At 38.8% G+C, this 12,738-nt stretch carries 12 protein-coding genes; 3 read left to right on the top strand and 9 right to left on the bottom strand.

The features are described 5' to 3' along the window. Window positions 1–31: 31 nt before the first annotated feature. Window positions 32–550 carry a peptide-methionine (R)-S-oxide reductase MsrB gene (gene msrB / locus EIY84_RS00330; RefSeq protein ID WP_206428182.1) on the top strand — a complete coding sequence of 173 codons (519 nt, stop codon included), beginning with the start codon at window positions 32–34 and terminating at the stop codon, window positions 548–550. 356 nt (window positions 551–906) lie between these two features. Here the strand turns inward: msrB and EIY84_RS00325 are convergent, their stop codons facing one another. The 4 genes from EIY84_RS00325 to EIY84_RS00310 form a co-directional block, all read right to left on the bottom strand. Next, complete coding sequence (locus tag EIY84_RS00325; protein WP_124639726.1) at window positions 907–1,821, bottom strand: ferric siderophore ABC transporter substrate-binding protein; 915 nt, start codon at window positions 1,819–1,821, stop codon at window positions 907–909. A 17-nt stretch (window positions 1,822–1,838) separates the two neighbouring features. Next, a complete protein-coding gene (locus EIY84_RS00320; RefSeq protein WP_124639330.1) occupies window positions 1,839–2,240 on the bottom strand; it encodes an ExbD/TolR family protein in 402 nt (133 codons plus the stop codon). A 1-nt stretch (window position 2,241) separates the two neighbouring features. After that, on the bottom strand, window positions 2,242–2,910 hold the full coding sequence (locus EIY84_RS00315; RefSeq protein WP_124639328.1) for a MotA/TolQ/ExbB proton channel family protein: 669 nt from the start codon (window positions 2,908–2,910) through the stop codon (window positions 2,242–2,244). A 227-nt stretch (window positions 2,911–3,137) separates the two neighbouring features. Continuing rightward, entirely contained in the window at window positions 3,138–3,596 is a 459-nt protein-coding gene (locus tag EIY84_RS00310) for a hypothetical protein (RefSeq protein WP_124639327.1), read from the bottom strand. A 181-nt stretch (window positions 3,597–3,777) separates the two neighbouring features. Between EIY84_RS00310 and EIY84_RS00305 the strand changes: the two genes are divergently transcribed. Beyond that, entirely contained in the window at window positions 3,778–4,266 is a 489-nt protein-coding gene (locus tag EIY84_RS00305; RefSeq protein WP_124639325.1) for a YkgJ family cysteine cluster protein, read from the top strand. On the opposite strand, the gene EIY84_RS00300 is transcribed toward EIY84_RS00305, so the two are convergent. From EIY84_RS00300 to scpA, 3 genes are all read right to left on the bottom strand, one after another. Then, on the bottom strand, window positions 4,263–5,105 hold the full coding sequence (locus EIY84_RS00300) for a sulfurtransferase (protein WP_124639323.1): 843 nt from the start codon (window positions 5,103–5,105) through the stop codon (window positions 4,263–4,265). The two genes, EIY84_RS00305 and EIY84_RS00300, sit on opposite strands and share 4 nt — an antisense overlap. Before the next feature lie 24 nt (window positions 5,106–5,129). Beyond that, window positions 5,130–5,978, bottom strand: coding sequence for a hydroxymethylglutaryl-CoA lyase (locus EIY84_RS00295; RefSeq protein ID WP_124639321.1), 849 nt, complete (start codon window positions 5,976–5,978; stop codon window positions 5,130–5,132). 347 nt (window positions 5,979–6,325) lie between these two features. Then, window positions 6,326–8,446, bottom strand: a complete 2,121-nt coding sequence (gene scpA / locus EIY84_RS00290) for a methylmalonyl-CoA mutase (protein WP_124639319.1) — start codon at window positions 8,444–8,446, stop codon at window positions 6,326–6,328. A 124-nt stretch (window positions 8,447–8,570) separates the two neighbouring features. On the opposite strand from scpA, the gene EIY84_RS00285 reads away from it, so the two are divergent. Next, window positions 8,571–11,144 (top strand): DUF5686 family protein, encoded by a 2,574-nt coding sequence (locus EIY84_RS00285; protein WP_124639317.1) that lies wholly within the window; start codon window positions 8,571–8,573, stop codon window positions 11,142–11,144. A gap of 54 nt (window positions 11,145–11,198) precedes the next feature. Here EIY84_RS00285 and prfA read toward each other — a convergent pair whose 3' ends face one another. Together prfA and EIY84_RS00275 are read right to left on the bottom strand one after the other, a co-directional pair. After that, window positions 11,199–12,278 (bottom strand): peptide chain release factor 1, encoded by a 1,080-nt coding sequence (gene prfA, locus EIY84_RS00280; RefSeq protein WP_124639315.1) that lies wholly within the window; start codon window positions 12,276–12,278, stop codon window positions 11,199–11,201. A gap of 143 nt (window positions 12,279–12,421) precedes the next feature. Continuing rightward, window positions 12,422–12,688, bottom strand: a complete 267-nt coding sequence (locus tag EIY84_RS00275; RefSeq protein ID WP_124639312.1) for a hypothetical protein — start codon at window positions 12,686–12,688, stop codon at window positions 12,422–12,424. Between the last annotated feature and the right edge of the window lie 50 nt (window positions 12,689–12,738).

The following is a 12,738-nucleotide window of genomic DNA, read 5'->3' as shown; positions in this document are numbered from 1 at the left end:
CTTGAACAAGAAATATGAAAACAGACTCCTTATGAAAACACTTTTCAGAACTTTCGCTCTTTTCATGAGCCTGTCGTGCACCAAATATCATCAACCCATAAAAAGTAAAACCATGCAAGAAAACAAAATCATAAACCCTCATTTCTCCAGAACCGATACCGGTATTGTAAAATTACCCAACACGGTTTGGAAACATTTGCTTTCGCCAGAGCTTTACCACATTGCCAGGGAAGCAGGAACCGAAAGACCACACAGTGGAAAGTTTAATAATTTTGATGAAAAAGGCGATTACTATTGTGCTGCCTGTGGCAATCATCTTTTCAAAAGCACGGCTAAATTTGCCTCTACTTGCGGTTGGCCAAGCTTCTACGAAGCCGATAAAAATGGGGTAAAATACAGAAAAGACATCTCTCACGGAATGGACAGGATTGAGGTTTTGTGCAAGAGATGCGACTCGCATCTTGGCCATGTCTTTAATGACGGGCCAGAACCTACCGGAGTTCGATTTTGCATGAACTCAATTAGCTTGGACTTTGAAGCTGAAAAATAAAAAAGCAAAATTCAAAATAAAAAAAACCTTCGCAGGAATAACTTGCGAAGGTTTTTTGTAGAATAAAATCTACAAGCGCATCGAATTCTATCGACCGATTCGATACTGTATTTAATCTCCAGTTGAAGTAAATTTGCACATAGATAACGACAAGAAAAAACAAGTAACACAAGTGATGAAAGTCGTTATTTGGAGTTCCAATTACACAAAGGAAAAAACACACAAATAGATGAAACTAAAACACAAATGATGAAAAATGGTTTTTAGTTTAGTTGAGTGCATAATATAGATTTTCTATTTATGCACTTTTTTTATGTTAAAATTTTAGTGAAATTTTCTATTAAATCTTGAAATCCTTAAAAAGAAATGGAATAAGTCCCTGTTGAGGAAACACTGGCTTTTTCGGCTTTCACATATTTTTTCACCCAAGAAATTGTTGTTGAAACCGCACAAGGATCAGAAATTCCAGAATTCCTTTTTGCAGAGGTTACATTTCCGGATTTATCAACCGTGTAGGCGATAACTATAGTCCCACTTGCCGAACAATTGTGTGAAGGTTGTGCCCCGCCTCTTCCCATAGTACCCGGGATAAAGCCTGTTAATTTTCTATCGATGCCTATTTTACTATCGCCATTTCCGTCTCCTCCCAAAGGATCGCCTGCATTACCTATGCCTTGTCCCGAACCTTGAGAACCGGGGTTTTTCCCACGACCAGCGATTAGATTTCCAATGGCTTGACTCCCTTTTCCATCACCGCTTCCGGATTTGGCATTGGCTACCGCATTGGATTTTCCTCCCTGTTTAGATTTTGCATTTTGGGAAGTTGTTGACGGATTTTTAGCATTCGCTTTCGCACTGTTCTCTTTTTTTTCATCCGTCTTGGCAACTGTTTTTACTATTTTTTTATCGCTATTCCCCGTAAATATTTTTTCAGAACCAACATCTTTTGTCGCTTTTGTGTTCACAACCGGAGTGGCATTTTGTACATCTGTTTTTTTCTTGTCACTCACCATTTCTTCTATAGGAACGGTAGTCGTTTCTCCTGCTAAAGAGCCTTCTTGTGGTGCTGGCTCATCGGTACCATTTCCGTTTCTGTTATCCCCAAAATTTATAAGCATTCGGGTAACCACTTCATGCCGAGGAGGTGTTTTTTCAATAATTTTATACCAAAATAAAAAAAGCAAAATGGCAGACCAAATCACCGCAGTTATAATTCCGCTTTTTAGTCTGTCGCTGTTGTCTTCTTTATTTTCTATGGAATTTAGACGCATCATCTAATCTTAAATGATTAATTACTTTCTTTGATGGTTGCTATGGCGATATTGAAGTGGTGCTTTTCGGCAATTTCCATCACATATACAAAATCTTTGTGCAAGGTGTTTTCATCGGCTCTCACCGTGAATGAAGGTGTCGTTCTCCCTTTCATTTTTTCGGTAATGGACGACTCCAATGCTTCTTTTGGTGTTTGCACATCATTGACATAAAATGTCCCATCAGGCTTTATACTCACCGTAACCTCATCCGGAATATTCGGATTGTCCACGCTTCCTTTTGGCAAATTAACATTAACCGCAGAGATGTTAGACGCTGCAGAAGTCACCATAAAAAAGATGAGCAAAAGCAGGATCACATCCACCATAGCCGCTAAGCTAAAATCTGGATTTGCTTTATTCCTTCTTTTAATTTTCATATTATGGTTTGTTGATGATGTCTAAGAAATCTGTGGACAGTTGTTGGGTTTTCAGAACGAATTTATCAATTCTGGTCAACAACAAATTATAAAAAAAGTTTGCCGGAATAGCAACTGCCAAACCGGTTGCCGTCTGCCCCAACGCTGTGTAAATCCCTTCGGACAGGGTTTTTGGTGAGAAAGAGCCTTCCATATTGGCCATATTGAAAAACGCCATGATAATCCCGATTACCGTTCCCAAAAGCCCCAACATGGGAGCAATACTGGGTACAGCTGCCAAAAGATTTAAGTTTTTTTCTAATTTGGACACTTCGATCTGTCCTTGGCTTTCCATAGCACTTACAATATCCGAAACCGGCCTACCAACACGGGTTATCCCTTTTTCAATAATCCGAGCTTCTGGTGTATTTTGTCTTTCGCAATAATCTACGGCACTCTGCACCTTTCCATCCCTCAACAAGTCATTTAGATTGTTGATCAAATTCATGTCGGTAGCTTTTATCTGTCTGTTGATGTAGAATAATCGTTCCAAAAACAGGTACAAAGAGAAAACACCAAGAACCAAAACGGTTATCATAACGACATTGGCAAATACATTACCGTGGAACATGATGTTCCAAAAAGAAAATACTTTTTCCTGAGCGGGTGCAACAGCAGCTTGTAGAAACATGGACTATTTTTTTATGTTATCAATTGAACGATGAAAGTAAAAATTTATTTTCAATAAAACCCCATACAACAGAAATAAATTTCGGCATCTAAGTCTATTTTACACAAAAAACAGAACCTTATTGGGCTTAAAATACGAGGCAAATACCTTGCCGATTACTTTCAATTCGTAAAAGTAATACAAAAAAATGAAAAGAATTGTTGATTGAGTTTGAAAACTTTTTGCACTTAGTCATCAACTTCGATGTCATCTACATTAAAATGACATTTTAGTTTAAATGGAATTACTTCATCAGTACCGGTGTAAAAATCATCAATTTCTCCCTCCCAGATCAAGTTCAATTCTTCCTTTTCGTTTTGTAAAAATTGGAGTTTGTTGTTGTAGAGGTAGGCGTCTTCATCATCGTACAAATTCACTTCGGTAAAGACCTCCTCATCGGTGTCGATAATTGTAAATGATTTGCCAATCAATTCACTACTTTCGATAGGAAAATTGGTAACGGAAAAAGACAGTTGAGGAAATTGATACTGCAACGAGTCGTCGTCCACATGATCTAAGGAATCGTCGGTAATGATCTCGACTTCCAGAAAATGCTGTTCGTTGGCATAAATGGCCTTGCAATAAGAGCTTTTGATGTTGTATTTTAAAGTTTCATCAGGATGGTAAATTTTTAAAATCCCTTTCATTTCAAGCAGAATAATGGTAAATGTTTAATTTTTTATTGTTAAAAACAAAGATATAAAATTGATTGAATGGAAAAATATTTTTTTTTATAATTTTTTCAATGATTTTTCATCATACCGTCAAGATCTTACTTGTATAAATCCTTAACTTTGCCCTCCACAATCAGCAGAATGAATTCATAGAATGAATCTTAGTGAATACAAAAAACTTGCAGAGCAAAAAAGCAAGGAACACAAAAAGTTTTTGGAAGGGCTAAAGAAAAAAACACCCAAAAATTTGGACTATATCGTAGAGGAAATTCACGAAGAGGTTTTTGAAGAAATCGTCTGTCTTTCTTGTGCCAACTGTTGCAAAACCACAGGTCCATTGTACACCGAAAAAGACATTGAAAGGATTGCCAAGCACCTCCGAATGAAAGTTGCCGATTTTGAAGCCAAATTCTTAAGAACAGACGAAGATGGTGATAAAGTTTTGCAAAATCTACCTTGTTATTTTCTAAATGAGGACAACACCTGCTCCATCTACGAAGTACGACCGAAAGCCTGTCGTGAATACCCGCATACCGACAGAAAAAAGATTTATCAGATCAACAATTTAATGGTTAAAAACACGATCATTTGCCCAGCTGCTTATACTTGGGTCGAAAAAATGATGAAAAGACTGAAAAATTAATTCTCTCCAACAGCAATGGTTTTCCCACTTCGACACCATTCGCTCCACGACCCTACGAACAGCGATGGCATTTTAAATCCTGCATAATCCAGTGCCAAAAGGGTATGGCAAGCTGTAACTCCAGAACCACAATGTACAATCACCTGCTTTGAAGCATCTTCGAAAACCGATTTATATTTTTCTTTCAGATCTTCAGCGGACAAAAACAATCCACTTGCATCCAGATTTTCTGTGAGTGGAATATTGATCGCTCCCGGGATATGCCCTGCAACCGGATCAATTGGTTCTGACTCGCCTAGATATCGATACGCATCTCGAACATCAATCACTACGGCTTTATTTTCGTTTAACAAAAGTTCGACATCGTTAATTTCCACGGTTGGCAATGTCCAATGATCGGGAATTTTTATGATGGACTGATGGATGTGCTCTTCACCAGATTTCATTTCAAAATCTCCCAAGGCTTGATAGCCACCACTCACCACCTGAACTTGCTCCAACCCAAACGATTTCAGCATCCACCAACATCGAGCCGCAGCATTGGCACCTCCTTTATCGTCGTAGATCACCACCCTGCTGTCTTCTTTAATGCCTAAAACCGAAAGTGTTTTGGCAAAATCAAAAAAATCCGGCAAAGGATGTCGGCCACCACGAGATGCATTGGTGACAGGAGCTGCCAAATCGCAATCCAAATCAATATATCGGGCACCTTTTACATGAGACTTCAAGTAAAGATCCCGAGAACCCATTCCTGCTCTGGCATCTAATATAACCAGATGAGGATCGTTAAGATTCTCTTTTAATTCATAAGCCTGAATGATGGAGGGCAATTTGGACATGATTTTTAGTTTTAAAACTTTTGATTAAAAATGAAAAATATCTTTTGCTTGGTTATAAGCACTTTCAAAATGCAATAAATTTTGCTGAATATCTATTTTTTCAACATGCATAAAATTGAAAACTTGCTCGGTAGGTGTGTTCCCAATCAAATCATCTTTTGCCATAGGGCAACCGCCAATGCCTTTAATTGCCGAGTCGAACCTACGGCAACCTTGGTCGTAAGCTGCTTTTAGCTTGACATACGACTCGTCATAACGGTTATGGAAATGTGCTCCAAAGTTGATGTGCGGATATTTGGAAGGAACTTTTGCAAACAATTCCGAGATGATTTCCGGAGTGGCAACGCCCGTTGTATCGGACAGTTGAATGGATTTTACTCCCATTTCCGAAAACCGATTGGCCCAGAAATCGACTTCTTCCCAAGACCAGGCTTCGCCATAAGGATTGCCAAAAGCCATGGAAAAGTACAAGTGCAATTGCTTACCTGCACTTTCGGTTAGTTCTTTTATTTTTTGAATTTCGCCCAACGCAAGTTCTCTACTTTTATTGGTATTGCGGTGTTGAAAAACTTCTGAGATGGAAAAAGGAAAGCCTAAAATATCAACGGGGTCGTGCTTCAACGCTTTTTCGGCGCCGGAAATGTTGGCAACAATGACCGAGAGTTGAGTATTGGAAATGGATTTGTCGATATTTTCTACAACTTCGGCAGAATCGGCCATTTGCGGGATGGCTTTTGGTGAGACAAAACTTGCGCAATCCAACACATCAAAACCCACTGCCATCAAGGCATTGATGTAGTCGATTTTCTTTTGTGTGGGGATCATTTCGCCCCAACCTTGCATGGCATCTCTAGGACATTCGGTAAGAAACATGGTTGTTTTTTTTGAATTTCTCAAATATAAGCTATTTTTTTTCGAGTTAAAATCTTGATAATGAATACCAACAACTCTCAACTACCACGCAAAATCCGCAAAGGTTGAAAAAAAACAAACGGATCTATCCATAATCTCTGAGCTGCACCCCGACCTGAGTGGAGCTCTTTTTGGTTTTTGGTTTTCTGAGCATCGTCGAAGGAAACCAAAAACCAAAAAAGCGGGAACGGAGGGCACAATCGAAAGAAAAGCACTGCTTTTATTCACGATTGCGAGCGAAGCTCAGGTGCCCAAATAAAAAAGATGAGCACAACAGTACCCATCTTTTTCAAATTACTTCTGTAAATTTATTTTAAAAATCGTTTTAAGATTTCCACTGCAGATTCTGGGATATTGGTTCCTGGCCCAAAGATGAAATCGGCGCCGTTGTTGTACAAAAATTCGTAATCTTGCTGCGGTATCACACCGCCCACAACAATGGTAATGTCATCGGCTCCTAATTTTTTCAGTTCTTCTACCACTTGTGGCACCAAGGTTTTGTGTCCGGCAGCGAGTGAGGAAACTCCTAGAATATGAATGTCGTTTTCTACAGCCTGCTTGGCTACCTCTTCAGGTGTTTGGAAAAGTGGTGCTACATCGACATCGAAGCCCATATCGGCAAAGGCTGTTGCCACTACTTTCGCTCCTCTGTCGTGTCCGTCTTGTCCCATTTTAGCGACCATCAATCTTGGTCTTCTGCCTTCAGCATCTTCAAACTGTTGGGTAAGCGTTAGGGCCTTTTCGAAAAATTCATTTTTTTGTGCATTCATGGCGTATACTCCAGAAATGGTTTTAATGTTGGCTTTGTATCTACCGAAGCTTTCTTCCATGGCATCGCTCATTTCACCAAGGGTCACTCGTCTTCTTGCGGCTTCTATGCAGATTTCCAAAAGATTTCCTTGACCTGTTTTGGCAGCAGCTCTCAGTTGGTCTAAAATTTCATTAACTGAAACTTCGTTTCTTTCGGATTTTATTTTTTGCAATCTTTCGATTTGTTTTCTTCTCACCTCGGTATTGTCGATGTCCAAAATATCAAACTCTTGTTGTTTCAGTTTGGATTTGAAGGAATTGACTCCGATGATGAACTCTTCGCCGCTGTCAATTTTGGCTTGTTTTTTAGCGGCAGCTTCTTCAATTCTCATTTTAGGAATTCCGGCCTCGATGGCTTTGGTCATACCGCCTTCTTGCTCCACCTCGTCGATGTACTTCATGGCTTCGGTAATCATCTGTTGGGTAAGGGCTTCTACCAAATGACTGCCTCCCATAGGATCGACCACATCACAAATACCGCTTTCTTGCTGAAGAATAATCTGGGTATTTCTTGCAATTTTCGCAGAATAATCGGTTGGCAAAGCAATGGCTTCGTCCAATGCGTTGGTGTGTAAAGATTGTGTGCCACCCAGAGCCGAAGATAGAGCTTCTATCGCTGTTCTGGTGATGTTATTGAAAGGTTCTTGCTCGGTAAGTGACCAACCCGAAGTTTGGGAGTGCGTTCTAAGTGCGAGAGATTTTTGATTCTGCGGATTGAACTGGGTCAGTAAATTTGCCCAAATGGTTCTTGCGGCTCTCATCTTGGCAATTTCCATAAAATGATTCATCCCGATGGCCCAGAAAAAGGACAAACGAGGTGCAAAATCATCGACATTCATCCCGGCTTTTATTCCGGTTCTTACATATTCCAATCCGTCGGCAAGGGTATAAGCCATCTCCAAAACCGGTGTTGCTCCAGCTTCTTGCATGTGGTATCCCGAGATGGAAATGGAATTGAACTTAGGGATATTTTTGGAAGTGTATTCAAATATATCCGCAATGATTTTCATGGATGGTGTTGGTGGATAGATGTAGGTATTTCGTACCATAAATTCTTTCAGAATATCATTTTGAATGGTTCCTGAAAGTAGATTTTGTGCAACACCTTGCTCTTCAGCAGCTACGATATAAAAGGACAAGATGGGCAATACGGCACCGTTCATGGTCATGGAAACGGAAATCTGATACAAAGGGATTTCGTTGAATAAAATTTTCATATCCTCAACCGAGTCAATAGCAACTCCGGCTTTTCCGACATCGCCTACCACCCTGGAGTGATCCGAGTCGTAACCGCGGTGGGTTGCCAAATCGAATGCCACGGAAAGTCCTTTTTGTCCAGCAGCCAAATTTCTTCTGTAAAAAGCATTGGACTCTTCAGCGGTGGAAAATCCGGCATATTGTCGGATGGTCCATGGTTTCTGAACATACATCGTAGAATACGGCCCGCGCAAATAAGGAGCAATGCCGGCAGTCCAAGAATTTTGGGTTAATGGTGCGGAATCTTCTGCTGAATAACTGGATTTCAGTTGCAATCCGTCTTTTTCAAAGTGATACAATTCCGAGGTCGATTTTGTAACTTCTTGAAAGTCTGGATTTTTATCTTTGATGGGATGTCTCATTCTATGCTTTGATTAATCATCGGTAAAAATAGCTTTTTTTTGGGAAATGACTTCTTAGAATTTTTAAGTTAAATAGATGTTAAAATCATATTTTTTCGTTAGCTTAGCTTTACAAAACGCAATAATGCTAAAAAAAACACAACTTTACTTTATTTTTATTTTCCTTTTCATTTCTCAAACGGCTTTTGCACAAAATAAAATTGCGCAAGGAAGGGCTACAAACTCTGAGACCGGCGAGCTATTGCCATACACCCGAGTGGCATTAAAATCGAAAGACGGTAATTTACATTTTACAGAAACCGATGTTGACGGGAAATTCCTAATTGAAAACACGATTAATTTAGATTCTATAATTGTGGAAAAGACGGGTTTTGAAAGATTGGCTTTAGGATATGATCAAGCTTTAAAATTAGAGTTGCATCTCATTCCAAAATCAAACAGCCCCAAGTTAACAAGAAGACAAAAAAAGTTAATAGACCGAGAGAAAAATATTGAGGGCATCACTCTGAAAATGAAAAGAAAAAAATACAGCAATCCTGCTTATGAAATTCTTGAAAAATTTGTTGAAAGAAAGGTAAATAACAATCCGGATAAGTATAAAAGTTATCGTTATGAAAACTACAGCCGAATGGAAATTTCCATGTCGGATTTTGGAGAAAAAATCAAGAAAAAAAAGGTTTACAAAGACATAAAAAATTTAATTGAAAACCAAATCGACTCCAACGAAATTGAAAAAAACAAACTGTCCATTCCCATTTTTGCTTCAGAAAACATCTCAGACATCTACTTCCAAAAAGAACCGGAAAACAAATCGGAAATCATCAAAAAAACAAAAACCAACGGCATTGGCATCGACGACGGGACCTTATTTTCACAGTTGATGTCATCCACTTTCATCAAGTATAATTTTTACAACAATTACATCAGGATTTTAGGAAAAGACTTCATCTCACCGCTCAACGACAATTTCAAAATTCAATACGATTATGAATTGGTTGACAAACATGCTGTCGTGGATGGAGAAAAATACTATGTACTAAAATTCAAGCCGTTTCGAGAATCGGATCTGGCTTTTGAAGGGACGGTCTACATTGCTCACGGTTCTTATGCCTTGTTTAAAATCGATGCTGAAATTAGCCCCAAGGCAAATATCAACTTCATCCACAGTTTGAAAATTCAACAAGAAATGACCAAACTGGACTCCAACGACCAATGGTTTCCGGGGAAAACTCGAGTTATTCTGGAAACTGCAAAACCGGGAAAAGAAAGCTTGGCCGTCTATCTTAAATACTATGCATCTACCAAAAACATTGAAACCGATATTGAAATAGAACCTAAAATTTTTGATGAAAAGATCGTCATTCTAAACGATGCTGAAACCGAAAGTGATGTTTTTTGGAACGAAAACAGACCCGATTCTTTGAGTGTTTCTGAAAAAACAATGCTGGCAACCATAAGCAAAATAAAAAAACTACCATCGGTAAAGTCGTATTTGGATGTCATCGACCTCCTTATCAACGGGTATTACAAAGTGGGCAAGGTTGGCCTGGGTCCTCTTTTATACACCGTTGGATACAACGATTATGAAGGCACACGGTTGAGAATGGGTTTTCTGACCAACAAATTCTTTAGTAAAAAATGGATTTTGGGAGGTTATGTCAGTTATGGATTTCAGGATCAGGCCATAAAATACGGTGCAAAAGTCGATTACATTTTTTCCAGAGATCCTTGGATACAAGGAGGCATCTCTTACAGTCATGATCTGGGACAAGTTGCTTTTCAGTATGAAGATTTTTCATCCAGAAGAAATGCAATTTTCGATGCTTTCACCAAAAATGGCAGAATGAATTTGAGAAAGCCTTTTTGGCAAGACAGCTACCAGGGTTACCTTCAAGCAGACATCAGCAAAAGCATTACAGGGAAAATCATTCTAAAACACGATACTTTTGATCCTGTATTTCCTTTTTCTTACCAAGAAAATCCTAATACTGAAATTATAAAAACTTTTAACACAACAGAAATTATTGCTGAGACCAGTTGGAAACCGGGAAGACAACATTTGGAATCCGGAAATAATAAGCAAGTAAGCCTAAAAGACAATGTGTACCAACCTACGCTAATCCTTCGATACACCCGTGGGATGAAAAATTTTTTAAATGGGGATTTCAACTACAACAAAGTGCATCTTAACATTCAGCAAATTGTACCCATGGGACTTTTGGGTAGAGGAGAATATTCTTTAACCGCCGGATGGATCCCCAACAAAGTTCCGTATCCTTTGTTGGAAAATCATTTGGGAAATGGCTTTTCATTTTACAACAAATACGCCTTCAACATGATGCGTTTTTTTGAATTCACCAGCAACAAATATGTATCGTTGCAATACACCCAAAATCTCGAAGGACTGATCACCAACAGCCTTCCATTGATCAAAAAATTGAATTGGAGAAACCACATTACCTTCAACTATCTTTTAGGAGATTTGGATCCCTCGTTTGTGAAAAACACTTACCAAAACAACGAAGAATTTAAAAGCCTGAACCGCAAACCGTACATGGAATTGGGCTACGGCATCTCCAATATTTTCAGGTTTTTAAGAATTGATTTCATCCACAGACTGAATCATTTGCACCATTTGAGCAATGGAAAAGCACCGGATAAATTCAGTGTGAAAATTTCAGCCCAAATTAGACTTTAACAAAAAAGGATTGCCGAAAACAGCAATCCTTTTTTTATGGTATCTTGTCGAATATTAATCTTCTTCTCCCTTCATTTTTTCAGCATTTTCAGCCATGATAACCGCATCGATCATTTCACCGATATCACCATTCATATACGCATCCAGGTTATAAATGGATTTGTTGATTCTGTGATCGGTCACACGACCTTGCGGATAGTTGTAGGTCTTAATTTTTGCAGAACGGTCTCCTGTAGAAACCATTGTTTTTCTTTGTGCAGCAATATCACCCACCACTTCTTGCAATTTGATATCGTACAATTTTGCTCTAAGCATTTCCATAGCCAATTCTCTGTTGGCCAACTGCGATCTTGCTTGCTGACAAACCACCACAAGTCCTGAAGGCTTGTGTGTCAGCTGTACTTTGGTTTCCACTTTATTTACATTCTGTCCACCGGCACCTCCCGATCTGGAAGTCTGCATTTCGATGTCGGCTGGATTAATTTCTACATCCACTTCTTCCGCTTCGGGTAAAACTGCGATGGTAATGGCTGAAGTATGCACCCTACCTTGAGATTCGGTTTCTGGGACTCTCTGTACACGGTGCACACCGGACTCGAATTTCATAATTCCGTACACGCCTTCACCTTCCACTTTCATCACCAATTCTTTATAGCCTTTTGTCGCTTCGTTGCTATCGGTCACTTCATGCTTCCAACCTTTGGTTTTGAAAAACATGGAGTACATTCTGTAGATGTCTTCCACAAAAATTGCTGCTTCATCGCCCCCTGTTCCTGCACGCAATTCGACAATTACATTCTTGTCATCGGCAGGATCTTTCGGGATCAAAAGTACTTTTAGCTCTTCTTCCAAAGCCGGAATTTTTTCTAAAGCTTCGTTTTTTTCCATTTTTGCCAAATCCACAAAATCTTTATCCGAACCATCAGCGATAATTTCGTCGGATTCTTCAATGGTGTTCAAGGCCGACATGTATTCATCAAAAACTTTTACAATTTTCCCCAAATCACTATATTCTTTATTGAGTTGGGAATATCTTTTTTGATCGGTAATTACATCGGGTTGAATGATTAAATCCGCTACTTCGTTGTAGCGTTGTTTTATGGCTTCTAATTTTGGAATTAATGACTTAGACATCGTAGATTTTTTGTGCTTGCAAAGATAGTGATTTTAAAAAAAGAAAAATCAGTTTCTAAAGAAATAGAAACTGATTTTGAAATATATTGTTTTGCTTGGATATCCCTTTTCCGAAATTAAGGTGAAAAAGAGATGACACCAAATTAATGATGACCGTGGATAAAAGGTCCGTCGCCTTTAGGATTGGTATAGATAACTTCCAAACCTTGTTCTGGCAAAGTTTTTCTTCTTACTTCTTCTGGGTCGAATGCTTTAGTTTTACCAAAATATTCTGCCAAACCTTGGGTTAACCACAATGGGATAATCCAACCAAAGAACATAAAAATACACCAAAAACCAACCATAAACATGACTAGAAAATATACAGTCCACAGGAACTGATAAAAAGGCCAAAATGCTGACAACATCATATTCTTATTATTTTAGGCAAAAGTAAATTATTTTTTATTGTCGGACAAAC

Origin of the sequence: Amniculibacterium aquaticum (genome assembly GCF_003852705.1) — a bacterium.
Taxonomy (GTDB): domain Bacteria; phylum Bacteroidota; class Bacteroidia; order Flavobacteriales; family Weeksellaceae; genus Amniculibacterium; species Amniculibacterium aquaticum.
Note: the sequence above shows the minus strand (reverse complement) of the source record. Positions and strands in the feature narration are given on the sequence as shown.

What these genes read in the sequence shown, in the direction of transcription:
- EIY84_RS00295 (WP_124639321.1), bottom strand. Translation starts at nt 5,978, where the DNA reads ATGTTTCTTACCGAATGTCCTAGAGATGCCATGCAAGGTTGGGGCGAA.
- EIY84_RS00285 (WP_124639317.1), top strand. Translation starts at nt 8,571, where the DNA reads ATGCTAAAAAAAACACAACTTTACTTTATTTTTATTTTCCTTTTCATT.
- EIY84_RS00325 (WP_124639726.1), bottom strand. Translation starts at nt 1,821, where the DNA reads ATGCGTCTAAATTCCATAGAAAATAAAGAAGACAACAGCGACAGACTA.
- EIY84_RS00275 (WP_124639312.1), bottom strand. Translation starts at nt 12,688, where the DNA reads ATGATGTTGTCAGCATTTTGGCCTTTTTATCAGTTCCTGTGGACTGTA.
- prfA (WP_124639315.1), bottom strand. Translation starts at nt 12,278, where the DNA reads ATGTCTAAGTCATTAATTCCAAAATTAGAAGCCATAAAACAACGCTAC.
- EIY84_RS00320 (WP_124639330.1), bottom strand. Translation starts at nt 2,240, where the DNA reads ATGAAAATTAAAAGAAGGAATAAAGCAAATCCAGATTTTAGCTTAGCG.
- EIY84_RS00310 (WP_124639327.1), bottom strand. Translation starts at nt 3,596, where the DNA reads ATGAAAGGGATTTTAAAAATTTACCATCCTGATGAAACTTTAAAATAC.
- EIY84_RS00315 (WP_124639328.1), bottom strand. Translation starts at nt 2,910, where the DNA reads ATGTTTCTACAAGCTGCTGTTGCACCCGCTCAGGAAAAAGTATTTTCT.
- msrB (WP_206428182.1), top strand. Translation starts at nt 32, where the DNA reads ATGAAAACACTTTTCAGAACTTTCGCTCTTTTCATGAGCCTGTCGTGC.
- EIY84_RS00305 (WP_124639325.1), top strand. Translation starts at nt 3,778, where the DNA reads ATGAATCTTAGTGAATACAAAAAACTTGCAGAGCAAAAAAGCAAGGAA.
- scpA (WP_124639319.1), bottom strand. Translation starts at nt 8,446, where the DNA reads ATGAGACATCCCATCAAAGATAAAAATCCAGACTTTCAAGAAGTTACA.
- EIY84_RS00300 (WP_124639323.1), bottom strand. Translation starts at nt 5,105, where the DNA reads ATGTCCAAATTGCCCTCCATCATTCAGGCTTATGAATTAAAAGAGAAT.